Raw genomic sequence first — 17,041 nt, forward strand, 5'->3', positions numbered from 1 at the left:
CTTCTTAAGTCTCTTTATTACCCCCTTGCGCCTCCGTCTGCTGTTTTTTCCTGCCCGCTGACTTTTTCGGTTTAGATATCCAGACACCGTGGCGAGAATAACCAGCAAACCACCATTTACCCCAGCCGATTAAGCGGGTTGCTATCCATAAAGACCAGGTCAGCATCACCAGACGATAAAACCAGATCGGCAGACTGAACACAGTGACAACCGGTAGATGACCCTCTGTGACTTTATCCTGAAAAAACTTAAAATAATGTCCGTAGCTGCCGTTGCCCGTGACCTGCATTTCCGGTGTTGATAACAGCCCTATCGGAATCGACACCAGCAGAGAAATCACACAAATCACTGTCAAAGCCAGCAGGCTCAGCTGCAGACAATTAAACTGCCAGCGCTTCATGGCAGCCGGCTCCACAAACTGACTGCGCAATGCGCTCACAAAAAAGAACAGCGCAGTCAGCAAAACTCCATAGCTGTTAACAGTTGAAAAACCGAGACCTAATAAAACCCAGCCGGGTGTACCTATCGGCATACTCAGCTGCAGTTTCCGGGCAATAAGCGGCAGGACTAGCGCGCCGATTAAGATAACAAAGAGTATTCCCCAATATAACATCGAAGCCCCCAGTGACGGGCCGTTGAGGTAGATTAACCAGCGGTCGCGGCTAAGGTGGTACTCGATATTAATATTAACGGTTTTACCCGGCAGTTTTATTTCAGCACTGCTGTTACTCCAGCTTAATTGTGCACGCTTTTCAAACTGCAGCTCAATCTGCTGCTCACCGGGGTGAAGCTGTACAATAGCGCGGTTTCCGCTGTTAATACTCATTTTTCGTCCGTCATGCAGCAGCGAATTAATTCTGGATCCTTCAGCCAGGATGATTTCGTAAGCAGTGCCCTGACTGGCTCTCACTCTAAGCTTGAGGGTAGACTTTTGTACATTTTTACCGGGCTGCTGGATTAACGCTGCCGTTTCCGTGGTAAAGACTTCTCCAGCCACACCATCCGGACGTTTTACATGGATATCAAGGGACTCTCCCGGCCATGGTTTCCACACTGGCTGAAGCTGACCACTGTTGATATCCGATTTGAGCGGTTTGATACCGGTAAATTTTACGTTCCAGATAGAGGAAGGGATCAATGTCCAGGTTTCTGAATAGGAAGGATTATCCTGCGCCGTAAGAGTGATGATTTCAGCCGGCGGCAGTGCCGACTGCCAGCTGATCATACGCTGCTTTTTCGGGATCTGGACATTGACACTGCCGTTTTCATTAACCGGATAAGCAGACAGTACCTGCTCGCCTTCTAATAAAGTAATATTGAATGAGGCGGCATCAACAGTCGGTGCCAGTTTCTCTACGCGGGTCAGCATGCGCCACTCTTTACCAAGGGTTATACGGCGGTGTACAAGAGCGTATGATTTCACCGGCAGCGGGGCCAGCGTATTGCTGTCCTGGCGGGCAAGAGCCTCTTTCGAGGTAAGTCCGATATTGTTATTAACGACCACCCCTTTACGGATACCGTCGATTAACCAAAACGGCGCATTAACCCTGAAATTATGAATATTGTGCGGCAGGTTAATGGATATCTGTTCATTTTTTACCTGCCCTGACATGATGACTGAATGCCTGCCTTTAGTCACAAATATTCTCAAACCACCTTTAGACTTTCTAAGCACCGCCGGCTTATTATCAAGCAGGATCTTTTCAGCCAGCCAGGCATCACCCGCAGAAGGTAACGGCATGGCAATATCAGCATCGGCAGAGATCTCAAAGGTCAAGCTTAGACGATTATCTTTCACCATCAGCAGGCCGTTATCCAGTGATAGACAGGACGGCAGACAAGGCGGTGCTTTCAGCAGCCGGCTTTCATATTCATTAAGCAGATATTCAGGCGGATAACCGTTTGCTTCAGGCAGCCGGTCTGCAGCATCCGCACGCTGCGGCGAAATCAAGATCAGCACAGTTAATAACGGCAGCAGCACCGCGCTAAGTACTGTGGATGCACTGCTTGTACCGTTATTTTCGGGTTTATCTTTTTTAAACTTTCCAACCTTTAACAGTCTGCGCAGCATAACTGCTCCGGTAAAACCAATAAGTACAGCATTAATTATCCGCCACAGAGCCGTTAACAGCGGAGAAGAGAGCAGCAGGCTGATCTGCTGATCTGCAGTCACTGTGCCCGAGGAGTTAATATATAAGGCGTTCCAGAACCATGTAGGAATGCCCGGCCCCGTCTGCACGCGGTCATTGTCCCCCACCTGGTATAGGTTCTGCCCGGCTTTACGCTCACTCTGTGAATAAATATCACGCCTGCTCTCCTGCTCACGTCTAACCTGTTTCTCGCGCAGCCCCTCTTTTTTACTTCTAGCAGTAACAGCCTCATCCATCTCCATCATCAGCACTTCTGCCGGAGCAGCATTCTGCTGATACAGCGGCGTACTTACCTGATAACTGCTAATGCTGTGTTTTTCCAGTGCCGGATATATAGCCAGACGCAGCGAACTGATAGTGAAAGCGATAAAGGCCAGTACCAGAGCGGCAGCCGGCAGCAGAGCCATTCTGCTCAGCCATACTTTATGCCTGCCCAGCGGTAGTCCGATAATAGCGATAAAGGCCAGTAGAGTTGCCCAGAGGGCATTCGGTGCCTGCTCTTCATGAAAAGTAAACACTAAGGTCAGCGCCATCAGCAGCGCCCCTTTAACACCGAGCAGCTTTCTGGCGGCAGCAGTCAAAATCATCAGCCAGAAGATATCCCATAAATTCCACTTCTGCACCCATGTGCCGCTGATGCCGTCAACACCGCCGGCGTGAACTGCGCGCCAGCCGGGAGGAAGATGAATTGCCGCCGTTAATTTTTCGGCATCTGTCTGCCAGCCCACAGCATTGATATTACTGACCGAGGGGATAGAACTGACAGCCTGCAGATTAATTTTCGGACTGCGTATTTCCACCCCCTGATTATCTTCAAAGCGGGTAATTAATACCGGGGTTTGATTAACCGACGCCCGTCCTAACTGCATGCTTTCGGCTGCATCTAAACGCCAGCCTTGATGCATTCTGCCGCTGACATTGTCTTTAACGATAGCGTCCTCTCCATCAAAGGAGAGCCAGATCTGCCGATCTATATTAATACTGTTATGGTGTGCATCGCTGTCCCCGCGGGTAGTCGTCTCAAGCTGCAGTGTATCACCCTTTTCAAGACGGTAAGTAGGATAGGATTTCCATTGCGCAGGTACATCAACCAGTGACGTATCAATACTTTTAACACCGCTTATTTTAACTTCCCGGATACGGGGATCAGCAATAAAAGAAAAATACTCATACTGCGGCCACTGCGCAGAAACTTTGCTGGTAGAAACGGCAGTACGGTTGTCTGTAAAACGCCCTGCCACTGTTATCGTATGTATTCCCGGTTTCACCTGCACCCGCAGCATACCGTCTTCTTCTAATCTCGCCGGCAAAGACGAGCGCAGAGAGACCGTCCTGCTGCCTGCAATTGAAACCTGCCCAATAGTTATTTCACGGGATTTGCCGCTGACAAACAGTTTTATAATAGTGGTTAAAGAGATCGGAACCGCATCTTTTACTGCCCGATAGACCTGAATTTTCAGCGTGTTTTTATCATTAAGCTGCGCTTCTTTTTTGTGCGCAGATAAAATAAGCCGTCCGTTGTTAATACTGGTCGGCAGCACTTTTTTGTTGATCAATACTTTTACTAAAGCAATACTCTCGGGCAGCACAATAGCTGGTGGAATTTCCTGCCACAGGAACCTGCCGCGAATTATATTAGCTCCCTTATTGAGGTGCAGTCTTGGTGTGCCGTTGTGATCAATAGCATCGGCCGGCTGCTGATTAACGCTTAAATCGGTCGGCCAGTTAAGTTTACTGCCGGGCAAATTAAGCAGAGCATCTTTAGAGAGTACCTGCACCGACATTTCGAACAGCATACCGTCATCCACTATCCTGCCGACAAACTCTCCGGGCCAGCTGCAGACCTTTTGTTTCTTAGCGGAGATAAGCCAGGGACAATCTAAATCCGGATGGCGATCTGCCACCCACTGCTCCCACGAAGCGCCAGTATCCGTTTGTTGTGAATAGCTCGGCAGGCTCAATAGACAACCGAGCAGCGTAAACAGCATGATCATTATACGTTTAAGCAGCATTAGAAATTCCTTCTTGGACACCAGCAACAGATAAAGAATAGAACATAACCAATTGATTTTTAGTTGTCGTTTAGTTTTATAGTGATAAAAGTGAGGCAGCGCTGAATTTAGAGTGCACTGATATTTAAGTACTGTGGGAAAGAAGTTACAACAATGCACTAAAAGAATGGTTAATCATCTGCAAATGCACTGAATTTGGGTTTAGCGGCTAACTAGCTTATCATGTTCGCTTAGCAGAAATCGTACTACGTGCTTAAAGGCTTTTCAGCCGATGGAGATAAACAATGAAATACAAATGGATCCTGTTTGATGCTGATGAAACCTTGTTTCACTTTGATGCCTTTAAAGGGCTGCAGTTAATGTTTTCACGTTATGATATTGATTTTACCCGTCGTGATTACGAGGAGTATCAGGTTACTAATAAACCTCTATGGGTCGACTACCAGGACGGTACGATTACTGCTAAGCAGCTGCAGAATATTCGTTTTGAGGCATGGGCGGAAAAGCTCAAGGTAAAAACACAGACATTAAACAGCGCCTTTCTGGAAGCAATGGCCGATATCTGCTCTCCACTGCCTGGAGCTAAAGAACTGCTCGCCTCACTGCACGGCAAAGTCAAGATGGGCATTATTACCAATGGTTTTACCGAACTTCAGGAGATCCGTTTAAAACGGACCGGTTTTAGTGAATACTTTGATTCATTGATTATCTCTGAGCAGGTCGGTATTGCTAAACCGCACCCGGGTATTTTCGAACATGCACTTGTCAGTATCGGACAACCGCAGAAGCATCATGTACTGATGGTTGGTGATAACCCTCACTCTGATATATTAGGCGGTTTAAATGCCGGGCTCGATACCTGCTGGTTAAATGTGAAAGGACTGGAAAATCCGGTAGACATTACACCGCATTATCAGGTCAGCTCCTTAAATGAGCTGCAGGCGCTGCTTGAACAGCAGAATAAGTAAAACAGTTAAAAGCATCAGCTTTATGCGGACTCGGTCCGCTTTCATTTTTTAATCATTTCTATAAGCGCATACTTTTCAGAAAGCCCCTTTTTAACCCGGCAGTTAATAATCTGTGTTAAGTTATTAACTTTCCAGGTACCCTTTACATAAAGGAAATCCCTTTTTTCCCAGTGCTCTGCCTGCCAGTTGTAAAGAGGCAGACCTTTTTCAACGTACTGCTGCGCAGATCTGTTTTTACACCAGGCAACTAATTCTTCACTTTTATTGACTGGAGTATGGTCCTCATAACTGCTGAGCGGCAGAGTCTGTGACTGTGTTTCTATAAATGCATATTTTTCCGGAGCGCCTTTTAAAATTCGGCAGTTTACATGCTGTTTTTTATGGTCCGCTTTCCATTGCCCTTTGACGTTCAAAACACTGCCTTCAATCCACCCGGAAGAGGTCCAGTTATAGGGTTTCATATCTTTACTGATTAAATGCTGTTTTGATATGTTTGCGCACCAGCTTCGCAGCTCAGAAGTATTATTGATTACTACTGGCTGCGCAGCAGCGAAAAAGGGAAATAACAAAGCCCCCGTTTTTAGAAATAATTTCATTGTATCCTCAACTCTTCATATAAAACTCAAGCTAAATGCACTCATTTTTATTTGTAGTTTACAGCTGCTTAGCGGCACAGAGAAAAAAAACGCAGCTAAAAGCAAATATACTTACAAAACCTGTTCAATAATTAGATCCCGCAGCTGTTTTTTAAAACCGGATGCGAAAACTACTGTAAATCTTCAAGCAATACACTATTATTGTCTGCTTGCTTAAATTTGAACCAGGTTTAGCTGACAAAAGTAATGCTGCCTTTATCCATTACCCTGTTTTGCAAAAAGTATGGCCCAGAACATGTTATTAATATGAAAAACAAATCCATCATTACAATTTCAACTATTTACGGAACCAGAGGTTTTCATTTCGAGAAATGGCATTCTCAATTTCTAAAAATCAGCGCAGTGATCTTTGTACTGGTGGTTTCAGCTGTTGTTTTTAACCTCTCCTACCTCAGTAAAAAAGTCGATCAGGTCAGCGCGCAGGAAGATAAACTCAAACAGCACAGCTCAACCCTGCAGTCGACCATTGAAAATTTAAGCTCTGAAAACAAAAACCTAGAGCAGGATCTGGAAAACAGAGATACCCTTATTACAGACGTTTCAACGCGCCTCGATGAGATTGAACAATACCTTGAAACAGAAAGCTATCCGGCATCATTAAGCAGCGGAAAAGACAGCGGTTTTGATCTGCGCTTAAATATCGCGGCAGTCAATTCCGCAGTACGGATTAGTTTACTGGAGTCAATACCTAACGGTGCACCGGTTAAAAATGCCCGCCTTTCTTCTCGATTTGGTTACCGTACTCACCCGGTAACAAATAAAAAAAAGAGACACAACGGTCTCGATTTTGCGGTTAATACCGGTACGCCTGTTTATGCTACAGCCGATGGTGTAGTCGAAATTGCACGTAAAAGTAATGCCGGTTCAGGTAACTTTTTACGTATTCAGCATGGTTTCGGTTTTACTTCATCATTTTCACATTTAAGCTCTTTTAAAGTGAAAAACGGCGACTTTGTTGAAAAAGGACAACTACTGGCAAAATCTGGTAATACAGGCCTGTCATCGGGACCGCATCTGCACTATGAAGTCAGATTTGTCGGCAGAGCACTAAATCCTCTCGCATTTGTAAAATGGGATAATAATAATTTTGATTCAATCTTTAAAAAAGAAAAGGCGGTAAAATGGGAATTTTTGGTAAGAAAAGTGGAGCGCCAAATAAGCTCTCAGCTACAACTATTATCGCAAGTGGATGCAGAATTACTGGTTCAATCCAATTAGCCTGCGATATTCAAATCGACGGCCAGGTTGAAGGCAAAATCATTTCCGAAAAAATGGTGGTGATCAGTCACGAAGGCTGCGTTAAAGGTGAAATTTTTGCTGAAAAAGTCGTAGTTAACGGTGTGGTTAACGGCTCTTGTTATGCAAATGCTGTTGAAATTCTCGAAAAAGGAAAAATTACCGGCTCGGCATTCAGCGATAACTTAAGTATTGACCGCGGTGGTTTATTCTTTGGTGATATTCATCCGATGGAAGCATCAACAGTATCCAGCATCGACAAAAATAACAGCCAGCTGACGGCGCCGGAAAATAACAGTGGAACACCTAAACAGCTTGAAGCTGAAAGTGTCAAAAAAGTAGCCAATAAATAATATATACCTATGATACCTCAAGGTGCTTTATCAGGACTCATCTTGAAGTAATATGGATATAGATTACCGGACATCAAAACAGCCGTAAATATTTTAAATGTTTACGGCTGTTCATTTTCCTTATTCTGAACAGGAGGCTTAATCCCATACTGCTGATAAATATGAGTAATTTCACCAGACGTTACCATATTGAGCAGACTCTTATTAAGCAGACTAAACATTCTACTGCCGGCATACTTTTTAGGCATGCCGTAATAATTCCCGTTTTTTTGAATATACTTATAATTCGCATAGGCATAATCACTTATTTTATGCTTCCGCAGCGCATCTTCAAGCGATTCCCGATCAAGTACCACCATGGTATCAAATCTGCCCCGCTTGAACATTCTCACCATATTTGTATCATCCATATGCACCTGCTTTTCAAGGCCGTTATCTTCATTAAAACGTTTGAAATAAGCTGTGCCTCTCTTAACAGCTATTTTTAGCCCGTATAGATCTTCATAGTGGTTAATCAGATCTTCGTTACCCTTTTTGACTAAAAATATAATATCCTTATTCTGGTAACCAATTGGACCAAGAAAAGCGATAAACTTTTCTCTGGCTTCGTTTCTCACTGTCCTGGGTAAAATATCAACACTACCCTCTTTTACCCCCTTTAAGCTTCTAATAAAAGGCGCCTTCCGCCACTTTATTTTATAACCTGTTTTATCTGCAGCCTGTTCAATAATTTCTTTCAGAGGGCCGGAGAACTGATTTCCTGAAACAACCATTTCCGGCGGGCGATGGCGAAAATCTGCCCGCAGAGTTTTCACTGCAGCATGGGCCGCTGTAAAAGTAAGCATTAAAATTAACAGCATGGTTACTTTCTTCACCTTTGCTCCCTACCTCACTCTTACTAAATCAAATTCAACTATTGTCCTAGTTCAAAAGCGCCTATATCTGGTTTCGATCCCTTATAACTAAGCGCAATGCCGTCTCCTTGCTTCCAGGTAAGGGCTTTGTCCAGGATAATCATTTTACGCTTATGATTGATATGAATAATCACCGCTGTTGCACTACGCCCTTCAATCTGCACCCTGTCACCGACCTCTCCCGGAATAGCAAAACCATCATAAAAAGAGTTAACATCAGCAAGCTGCAGTGTAGTACCGGATCCGGAGGCACTGGTTACCGTACTCAGAAAGGCGCCGCTGTCCACCATAGGGCTGGCAGAGTGCAGTCGGTAGTCATTGCCGTATTCATCAACAAAAAGCGGATCTTCAGCCAGATTTTCAGAGAAACTAATTGCCCCCAGGTTATTCTCAAAACCTTTAATAGTATAAGCTTCTGGATTACCCCATAATCCCAGCACGTCTTCGCCTGCACGGCTGGCGATATTATTATTAATAAAACGATCCCCGCTTTTTAAACGAGAAAGCAGCAGGATCTGTTTGGCACTGCTGTCGTAACACTGCTCCTGACTAAGCCCCTGGTTATCCCATAAGATATTGTTTTTATATTGATTATCCGCCATTTTGTTAATCGGTTTGCCGATCGCGACAGCCGTACACCAGTTATTGTGAAAGGTATTATTGTAAATACGATTACCGTAATTATAGGTCGCCTCATCACGATACGAAGCCATAGCAAGCCCTGCATTTACACGGTAAAACAGATTGCCGCGGATAATGCCGTTCTGCCCCGCATACTGGATGCCGTTGCCGCCGCTGGTCGAGTAATACCTTACCGAGTCCCGGAAAATATTTCCCTCAATAAGATTGTATTGTGTGCTGTTCAGCACAGCCTTTCTTTGCGCAAACTCACCGTTTCCATGCCAGGCTAAGGTTGATGATTCACAGTCAAATACTGAGCCGAGTTTCTGGTTTTTATTACTGAACTGGTTATTACGAATAACGTTATAACTGCCGCATTTAATATTCCAGAGATCATGACCAGCTAGATCCATACGGTTGCCCTCAACCAGATTATGATTGGAATGAATAATCGCCAGAGAGTCGGTACCTTTATAGAAGCGGTTGTTTAAAATGCGGTTGTAATGGCTGAAAGCAACATATAAACCGCCGCGTTTACTGGATCCACGTCCGTTGTTCCAGATCTTTGACTCATGAAAACTGCTGCTGCTGATAATGTTATAATGCGAGTTTAATAACCGTCCAAAACCAATTGAACCGCGTACATCAATCTCATTCACCAGTACGTAGGAAACCTGATCCAGCCAAATCGGTCCGTATTCCTCGGCGCCGTCCCAGGAATCAACACCGACCAGAGTCACCACCTCTCCAGGATAAGCAGAATACCCAAGATAAGCATCGGCGCTGCCCGAGGTGCTGACATGAAGCACTTCCCGGTAATCACCGCCGCGGATCAGAAAATTAATACCGGGAGCGGCGGCAGCACCGGAAGCTGCAATACTAAAAAAGGCTCTTTCACTGCCGCCGCCGCAGGCCCGGCTGGATGGATTGTAATCGCCGCATGACAGCTTAAGCTTATTGTCAATATATAAGGTGGAAGTAAAACCAAAAGATTCAGCTATCAGTGTAGGTAGAACGGTTGGTCCGGATACGGGGCCAGGCACAGCTTCAGGTTCAGCTCCTGTATCTGCAAAAACCGGCTCTACCGCTGGGGGTTCCAGCGCCCCCGCCGATAACAGGGCTTCTCCTTTTCCGCCGGAGGCACAGCCGGAAAGCAGAAATAACAGTAAAAAAAACGGACTTATTAACTTAAGCATATTGATATACATTATGACCATCCTTGTATTCTCTACAGCAGCATTAAATATCTATCTGCTTCAAATTATATCAGCCATTTCATCATTCACCTGTTTAACAGCAAAAGAAGTCAGCTAAAAAAATAATAGTCTTTTCAGACTGAATTCACTTGAATAAACTGTAATATAGCCTGGCATTACATCTTTTCCTGTATCGACAATAGAAGATAAACACATGAATATTCAACATCTAAAGGCATTTGTTCTAGCTAATCAACTAGGGTCTATTTCAGCTGCTGCTAAGTCTATGGGCAAACGACAGTCTCAAGTCAGTCAGTGGATTGCAAATCTAGAAATTGACTTAGGAGCAGCACTGTTTGAGCGGACCGGCAACAGCACGCATTTAAGTGAACAGGGTCAAACACTGCTGCCGATGATTGTTCATACACTAAGTCAGGCAGAAAAACTCTCTGCCTGTGCACAGGCTCTATGCAGTAATGAACCGGTGACTTTACGCCTCGGCATTGATAATTTTATTCCTCCGTCCAGCCTGCACCGAGCGCTTGTTTCTGCACTGACTGAGCTGCCGGTCAATATTGAAGTTTCCAGTGATGAGCGCAGAGTGCTGACTGAACAGCTTCAGGATAAAAGCCTGGATATCGCGCTGCTCAGTGAAGGTGAAGCCCTACATTATAACGATTATGAATACTGCCGTCTGGGCTGTTATCGAGATATTTTAGTTGTCGGCCGGGGACATGTTTTATCTCAGCAAGCAGCAGTCACTACAGAAATGCTCTCAGAATTTCGCGAGTTGATCTGGACACGCGAAGAGATAACAGAAGATAACGAACCGGGTTACAGCAGCTGCTACGGGACATTTTCGGACTTATCTACACTGCTGGCTGTGCTTAAAAGCGGCATTGGTTATGCGTTTCTGCCGCAGGATATGATTAAAACAGAACTCGACGGACAGGAGTTATCTCTTTTACAAACAGACTTTGAACAAAAGCAGATAACACGGCGCGTCGAGTTATTATGGCAGCCGGGACTGCAGCAGACCCGCCAGGGAACTAAGCTGCTCAATATTATTAAAAAACAGCATGAATTCATGTGCTAGAAATGAACTGTGCCCGCATTATTTACGGGCACTTTATGCAGCAGTTATTACTCCGCTGCAAAGACGATTTCCCCCTGGAGCATGGTCATTAAGATCTGCGTATCTGCAATAAACTGCGGTGCAAGTTTAGTGATGTCTTTATCCAGGACCACCAGATCCGCAGATTTTCCAACAGCAATCGAACCGGTTATATCATCAAGCCCAAGGCTCACAGCAGCATTAATGGTGTAGGCATCAACAGCTGCATCTATATCCGGCAGACCTTGCTCGCCCATAATAAGACTGTTTGCAATACCGGCCAGAGGATTAATATCATGGACATTCCAGTCACTGCTGAGACTGACATTCGCGCCGCTGTTATAAACAGTGCCGACCTGCATCAGTGAAGCGCTGCGTTTTTTACCGATAAAAGGCTCTGCCCAGGCATGATCATGGTAGGCAATATAATCTGAGCCAACCTGGAAATCTGCACTCACATCCAGCGTTTTAAAACGTTTTATATCATCAGCCTGCACCATTTCTACATGGGTTAACGTATAATCACGATCGCCCCCTTTACTGCGTATATATTCAACCGCATTTAGTGATTCATGAACAGCACCGTCACCAATGGCATGAATATGGGCACCGTAACCTATCTTATCAAGCGCAGACAGCCAGTCTTTCATCTTTTCCGGTGCGATATAATTAATTCCGTAAGGCTGATCTTCAATATAGGTAAAGCGGTAAGGGGCCAGCGTTTTGGCTGTACCGTTAATTAAGATACCGTCACTGTACATCTTTACCTGATCAACAATCAGACGAGCTCCCGGCTCCTTTGAGCGAATTTTCTGCAGATACTGCAGCTGCGGAGCGCTGCTGTCCTGCGGATAAATCCACGGACGCAGTGATACACGCGCGCTTAAATCACCATTCTTTTCAGCAGCTTTCCATACCTCATACCAGCCGCGCTTCCAGTACAGGCGTCCGTCACCAATAGTGGTAATACCGTGCACGGCAGCCTCTTCTAATCCGGCTAATAAACCTTTATAACTTTGTCTGAATTTATCCTGCAGGCTGTTCCAGGCTATTTCCATAACAATATCACCGGCATTATCCAGTAAAATACCATTTAACTCTGCGCTGACAGGATCCGTTAATATTTTACCGCCCTGCGGCTCTGGGGAGTCTTTGCTGATACCTGCCAGTTTAAGTGCCTGAGAATTAACCCACATAGAATGTGAAGTCTGCTCCATCAATACCACAGGTCGATCGGGAAATATTTTATCCAGCACCTGCAGCGGCGTACGTCTATTAGCTTCACTCAAAATAAGATCCAGTGAAAAACCGTAACCGGTCAGCCACTTCTGATCGCGGCTCTGTTTACGGCACAGCTTCAGGTAGGGAATCTGCTCTTCAAGTCCGGCATCAGCTCCCAGTTCACAGTTACCACCGGCATCTGATGCCGCTTCAAAAACATGATTATGATTATCAACAAACCCCGGCAGCACCATGGCTCCGTCCATATTCAGCACTTTAGTCTGCGCACTGCGGTAGCGCTCTGCCCCCTGATTATCGCCGATATAAATAATTTTCCCCTGGTGAACAGCTAAAGCCTGTGCAGGCTCCTCGCTATAAATCAGCGCATTATTAATAATCGTGTCAGCATATTCAGCTGCATTTAACGGCTGTACGCTCATCAGTGCAGCTCCTAATAAAAGAGCCTGTGGTATTTTACTCATCATTAAATCCTTTTTTGTCTGACTGAGCAGCATGCTTGTATTTATATACTGCTCAGTATAATTGCTTTTTCTACCGTTCCACCCGGCAAGCTTAAAAGAAACAAACTGCTAATAAAAAATACTCACTATCATGATTTTGTGATACTGAATAGAACTACCGCACTCACCGTCTGACTTCACCTATACTTATCTGCAGCAACACTTTTTAATAAACAGATTCAGAGAAACAAAAACACAGGATTTTTATGAAAAAATTCTTTATCGTGATCATCTGCATGCTGATGATCAGCGGCTCTTATCAGGATCAAGCCCTGCACTGGAAATTAGTAGAATATCGGGCTAAAGGGCAGATTGTGCATATGCATGCCTGGGGAGGAAGTGAAAAGATAAATAAATATCTCCACTGGCTAAGTACACGTCTGCTGAAGGAATACGGCGTAACTTTAAAGCATGTCAAAATTAATGACCCGGCAGATCTGCTTCCAGTATTCATGCGCCAGAAAAAGGCTGGAAGAAACAGCAATGGAGAAGTCGATATTCTCTGGGTTAACGGCGAAACCTTCAAAAAAATGAAACAGCACAGGCTGCTGGCAAAGCCCTTCTCGACACGGCTTCCTAACTGGGTACTGGTCAATAAATCACTGCCCGTCGACACTGACTTTTCCGAACCGACACTCGGATTAGAAGTGCCCTGGGGCATAGGACAACTGCTTTTTATCTACGATGAAAATCAGGTAAATACCCCTCCAAAAAGTTTTTCGGAGCTGCTCAGCTACGCAAAACTGTCTCCGAATAAATTAACCTACCCGAAGCCGCCCTCTTTTCTCGGCAGCAGTTTTCTTAAAGCGGCCCTGCTGGAATTAAGTACGGATAAAAACCCCCTTTATCAGGAAGTTGATCCGGAGACTTTTCAGCAGTTCAGCGCACCTTTATGGTCCTATTTAGATAAATTTCATGATGTCGCCTGGCAGCAGGGTAAGGAGTTTCCGGCCGGTAGTGCGCAGATGATAAAGCTGTTAAACGATGGAGCTTTGGACCTTGCACTCACTTTTAATCCCAATGAAGTACTCAGCGCACAGGCTAACGGTTCATTAAACTCTTCAACGCAGATTTATGCATTTACAAGCGGCGCATTAACCCAGGCGCATTTCCTGACTATTCCCTGGAATGCCAACACCGAAGCCGGCGCCTTAGTTGCAATAAACTTTATGCTCAGCCCGGAGGCTCAATCGGTAAAAGGAGAGTTTTCAGTATGGGGAGATCCAACCATTCTAGCGCCGCAGTATGTAACAGGCATAGCTAAAAAAACCAAACTATTTAAACCTATCGCAGAGCCGCATTCAAGCTGGCAAAATGCGCTCAACAATGAATGGCTACAAAGATACGATGATTAAAAAAACATCAAACGAACGGAGCCAGATCACATTTTCAACACTGCGCACACAACAACTATAAACCGCACATAAAACAACTGTAAGTAACACATATACAAAGCAATAAGCAGCATTAAAATAGCAAAAAAAAATTGCAGCGTTATATTTAAAAAATACAGATAGTGACTGTAAGCAAAGCTGTCATAAAATATTTTAGCTGCATAGATCCATACGTGCTCAGATAACTAATTGATCTGTTTTGATATTTTAAAAGATGCCTTTAACCAGGCAATACTACAAGCATAATTGAAGTTTTATTTCCGAAAATTGAGCATCGCAGTTAGCCTATTGGCATATTAAGTCCGCTTACAGTAGAGTGCATAAGCTATACATAATTTGCACTAAAAACATAAAGGAATATATATGTCATTTACCATCAAACAAAAAGTTTATTTTTTTGTTTTTTTCTCATTACTTTCCATATTGATTATCGGTTATCGAGGGCTTTCATTGATTAATGACGAACTCTACCAGGACAGAAAAATTCAGTTAAAAGTACAAGTTGAAACCGTTGAAGGTCTGCTCAAATCATTTCAAAAAAAAGTCAGCAGCGGTGAACTGACTCTTACACAGGCACAGCATGAATTCTACGAAACAGTGCCGGAACTGCAGTACAGCGGCAGCGGTTACTTTTTTGCTTTTACAACGGATATGATTCTACAGGCAACCTTAAAAGGTAAGCGAACCGGAGTTAATGTCGCAGCGGCTAAAGATGCTGACGGACGTTTTGTTTACCGGGATATTTTAAACAGCACTCAAAACTCAGAGGGGCGAGGTTATGTTAAGTATAAATTTCAGCGGGTCAGCGGCGGCACCTCAGAAGATAAATTATCCTACGCCCTTATCTATAAACCCTGGAATCTTGTGATAGGTACAGGTATCTACATCAGTGATCTTCAGGAAAAAATGTCTGAAAATATCGCTACTATGGGCTTTATGGTCCTTATTATTTTAGGCGGTCTGTTAACTATCGCTTATATGATTATCGGAGCCGTGATTAAACCCATCGAAAATATTCAGAAAGTCATGCTTAAGGCTGAAAACGGCGACATGACCCAGCGTCTAGATATTTTAAAAAATGACGAGCTGGGCGCTTTAAGCAGCTCCATAAACTCAATGCTTAACGAGTTTCACATCTTAGTTGAAAAATTAGTCGGATCGTCACAGAACCTGACATCTGCTTCAGACAGTTTATCTGTTATTGCCGGACAGACTAACCAGGGCGTCAGCAGACAGACAGAAGAGATCCAGACGGTGGTCAGTGCCATTGAACAGATGTCTTTAACCGTTAAAGAGGTCGAAGGAAACACGCTCAATGCTTCAAATACCACAGCAGAAGCCAGTGATATGATCCACGATGCCAGCCGCATGGTAGCTGATACCATGAACTTAATTGCTGATGCTTCACAAAAAATCGACCATGCAAGCGAAGTGGTTGAAGAACTTAAACAGGGCTCTGCAGAAATAGCTGAAGTGTTAAATGTTATCACCGGCATTTCCGATCAGACCAACTTACTTGCTTTAAATGCGGCTATAGAAGCGGCCCGTGCCGGTGAAGCAGGACGCGGATTTGCAGTTGTCGCCGATGAAGTAAGAAGTCTGGCGCACAGTACGCAGAACTCGACAGTTGAGATTCAGAAAATAATCGAAAAATTACAGGCTTTATCACAGACCGCATCACAAAGTATGTCCGCAGGTAAAGAAGCAACCAGGCATACAATTGAAGCAGCCGCACAAACCGATGAAAATCTGCAGTTAGTGGTTAAACATGTCGCTCAGATTAATGATATGACCGGTCAGATAGCATCGGCTACCACAGAGCAGGCTGCTGTATCAGAGGAGGTAGCACGCGCTATGGTCAGTATCAGTGATATTTCCATCGAAACTGGACAAGCCAGTGAACAGACCCGCAGTGAAAGCCTGAATGTAAAATCACTTTCTCAAGGCATGGATGACAGCGTAGCAAAATTCATGATTTAAAGATCGGCAGTCAATTTCGCCGCCTGTTTAAAGCATTTTATCGCTTTTAAATAGGCGGCTCCTCTCTTCTATTCAAAACAAAAAGCTGAATGCCTTTAATAATTCCTGTTAAAAAACGATACAGAAAATAATCAGAATATTTGAATAGCGGCGTTTTTGTATATTTACTCCTTTTAACTGCATAATTACCTCTTATCTGCAGAGTAACAGTGTAAAAGTTTCCCCCTTGAACAGCTGCATAATCAGATCCGAAAGCACCCGCTTGAAAAATAAAATTAATACTCTATTCTCCTCCGGCAGGCAGATAATCAACTAAACAGCCGCCGTTTCCAGCCTCAGTAAAATCCAAGAAAAACGCATCTAACTTAGGATATTAGTCAAAATAAAGCTCAATTCATCAAATATTGGACAATAAAATGCTGGATTTGTACTGCTAAACAGCAATAAAGTATCACAGCAGTTATTGGCCAATACAAACAATCGAAAATTTGCTTTGAATCAAGATAAATACTTCTTTATCCCACTAGAGTGCACTTGTTAATATAAACCACCTGAGCTTTCTAAAGGATTTGGCTGCTTGGGTGGACATAATCAAACAACTTAAATATACAGATCGAAGATAAATGAAAATGTTAAAACAGACCTGCAAAACGTGTTTATCTGCGTTATCCGGCCTTAACGAATAATGACTAATTATTCACTTTT

Annotated in this window: 11 protein-coding genes; 6 read left to right on the forward strand and 5 right to left on the reverse strand. The window is 44.1% G+C overall.

Translation table 11 applies throughout. The annotated features are described in order from the left end of the window. Positions 1-4 precede the first annotated feature (4 nt). Positions 5-4,162, reverse strand: a complete 4,158-nt coding sequence (locus G337_RS0104670) for a hypothetical protein (protein WP_028862844.1) — start codon at positions 4,160-4,162, stop codon at positions 5-7. A 284-nt stretch (positions 4,163-4,446) separates the two neighbouring features. On the opposite strand from G337_RS0104670, the gene yjjG reads away from it, so the two are divergent. Continuing rightward, positions 4,447-5,130, forward strand: a complete 684-nt coding sequence (yjjG, locus tag G337_RS0104675; protein WP_028862845.1) for a pyrimidine 5'-nucleotidase — start codon at positions 4,447-4,449, stop codon at positions 5,128-5,130. A 41-nt stretch (positions 5,131-5,171) separates the two neighbouring features. Here yjjG and G337_RS0104680 read toward each other — a convergent pair whose 3' ends face one another. Further along, the gene (locus G337_RS0104680) at positions 5,172-5,726 is read right to left on the reverse strand and encodes a hypothetical protein (protein WP_028862846.1); all 555 of its coding nucleotides are present in this window, start codon (positions 5,724-5,726) and stop codon (positions 5,172-5,174) included. A 306-nt stretch (positions 5,727-6,032) separates the two neighbouring features. Between G337_RS0104680 and G337_RS0104685 the strand changes: the two genes are divergently transcribed. Together G337_RS0104685 and G337_RS27575 are read left to right on the forward strand one after the other, a co-directional pair. After that, positions 6,033-7,004: a M23 family metallopeptidase gene (locus G337_RS0104685; protein WP_028862847.1), complete on the forward strand. Its 972-nt coding sequence runs from the start codon at positions 6,033-6,035 to the stop codon at positions 7,002-7,004. Next, positions 6,908-7,375 (forward strand): bactofilin family protein, encoded by a 468-nt coding sequence (locus tag G337_RS27575; RefSeq protein WP_051302966.1) that lies wholly within the window; start codon positions 6,908-6,910, stop codon positions 7,373-7,375. The genes G337_RS0104685 and G337_RS27575 overlap by 97 nt, the downstream gene beginning before the upstream one ends. Before the next feature lie 101 nt (positions 7,376-7,476). Here G337_RS27575 and G337_RS0104695 read toward each other — a convergent pair whose 3' ends face one another. Together G337_RS0104695 and G337_RS0104700 are read right to left on the reverse strand one after the other, a co-directional pair. After that, positions 7,477-8,250: a substrate-binding periplasmic protein gene (locus G337_RS0104695; RefSeq protein WP_245597630.1), complete on the reverse strand. Its 774-nt coding sequence runs from the start codon at positions 8,248-8,250 to the stop codon at positions 7,477-7,479. 38 nt (positions 8,251-8,288) lie between these two features. Next, complete coding sequence (locus G337_RS0104700; protein WP_028862849.1) at positions 8,289-10,118, reverse strand: NosD domain-containing protein; 1,830 nt, start codon at positions 10,116-10,118, stop codon at positions 8,289-8,291. Between the two features lie 202 nt (positions 10,119-10,320). Here G337_RS0104700 and G337_RS0104705 point away from each other — a divergent pair, with 202 nt between their 5' ends. Next, positions 10,321-11,202: a LysR family transcriptional regulator gene (locus G337_RS0104705; RefSeq protein WP_028862850.1), complete on the forward strand. Its 882-nt coding sequence runs from the start codon at positions 10,321-10,323 to the stop codon at positions 11,200-11,202. Positions 11,203-11,249: 47 nt separating this feature from the next. Here the strand turns inward: G337_RS0104705 and G337_RS0104710 are convergent, their stop codons facing one another. Next, complete coding sequence (locus tag G337_RS0104710) at positions 11,250-12,923, reverse strand: amidohydrolase (protein ID WP_028862851.1); 1,674 nt, start codon at positions 12,921-12,923, stop codon at positions 11,250-11,252. Positions 12,924-13,168: 245 nt separating this feature from the next. Here G337_RS0104710 and G337_RS0104715 point away from each other — a divergent pair, with 245 nt between their 5' ends. Both G337_RS0104715 and G337_RS0104720 read left to right on the forward strand, forming a co-directional pair. Beyond that, positions 13,169-14,317: an ABC transporter substrate-binding protein gene (locus tag G337_RS0104715; RefSeq protein ID WP_028862852.1), complete on the forward strand. Its 1,149-nt coding sequence runs from the start codon at positions 13,169-13,171 to the stop codon at positions 14,315-14,317. 402 nt (positions 14,318-14,719) lie between these two features. Further along, entirely contained in the window at positions 14,720-16,336 is a 1,617-nt protein-coding gene (locus G337_RS0104720) for a methyl-accepting chemotaxis protein (protein WP_028862853.1), read from the forward strand. The last annotated feature ends 705 nt before the right edge of the window (positions 16,337-17,041 follow it).

It is taken from the genome of Psychromonas aquimarina ATCC BAA-1526 (genome assembly GCF_000428725.1).
GTDB classification, from domain to species: Bacteria; Pseudomonadota; Gammaproteobacteria; order Enterobacterales; family Psychromonadaceae; genus Psychromonas; species Psychromonas aquimarina.

Coding starts and splice junctions, on each gene's coding strand:
- G337_RS0104670 (WP_028862844.1), bottom strand. CDS start 4,162: ATGCTGCTTAAACGTATAATGATCATGCTGTTTACGCTGCTCGGTTGT.
- yjjG (WP_028862845.1), top strand. CDS start 4,447: ATGAAATACAAATGGATCCTGTTTGATGCTGATGAAACCTTGTTTCAC.
- G337_RS0104680 (WP_028862846.1), bottom strand. CDS start 5,726: ATGAAATTATTTCTAAAAACGGGGGCTTTGTTATTTCCCTTTTTCGCT.
- G337_RS0104685 (WP_028862847.1), top strand. CDS start 6,033: ATGAAAAACAAATCCATCATTACAATTTCAACTATTTACGGAACCAGA.
- G337_RS27575 (WP_051302966.1), top strand. CDS start 6,908: ATGGGAATTTTTGGTAAGAAAAGTGGAGCGCCAAATAAGCTCTCAGCT.
- G337_RS0104700 (WP_028862849.1), bottom strand. CDS start 10,118: ATGTATATCAATATGCTTAAGTTAATAAGTCCGTTTTTTTTACTGTTA.
- G337_RS0104705 (WP_028862850.1), top strand. CDS start 10,321: ATGAATATTCAACATCTAAAGGCATTTGTTCTAGCTAATCAACTAGGG.
- G337_RS0104710 (WP_028862851.1), bottom strand. CDS start 12,923: ATGAGTAAAATACCACAGGCTCTTTTATTAGGAGCTGCACTGATGAGC.
- G337_RS0104715 (WP_028862852.1), top strand. CDS start 13,169: ATGAAAAAATTCTTTATCGTGATCATCTGCATGCTGATGATCAGCGGC.
- G337_RS0104720 (WP_028862853.1), top strand. CDS start 14,720: ATGTCATTTACCATCAAACAAAAAGTTTATTTTTTTGTTTTTTTCTCA.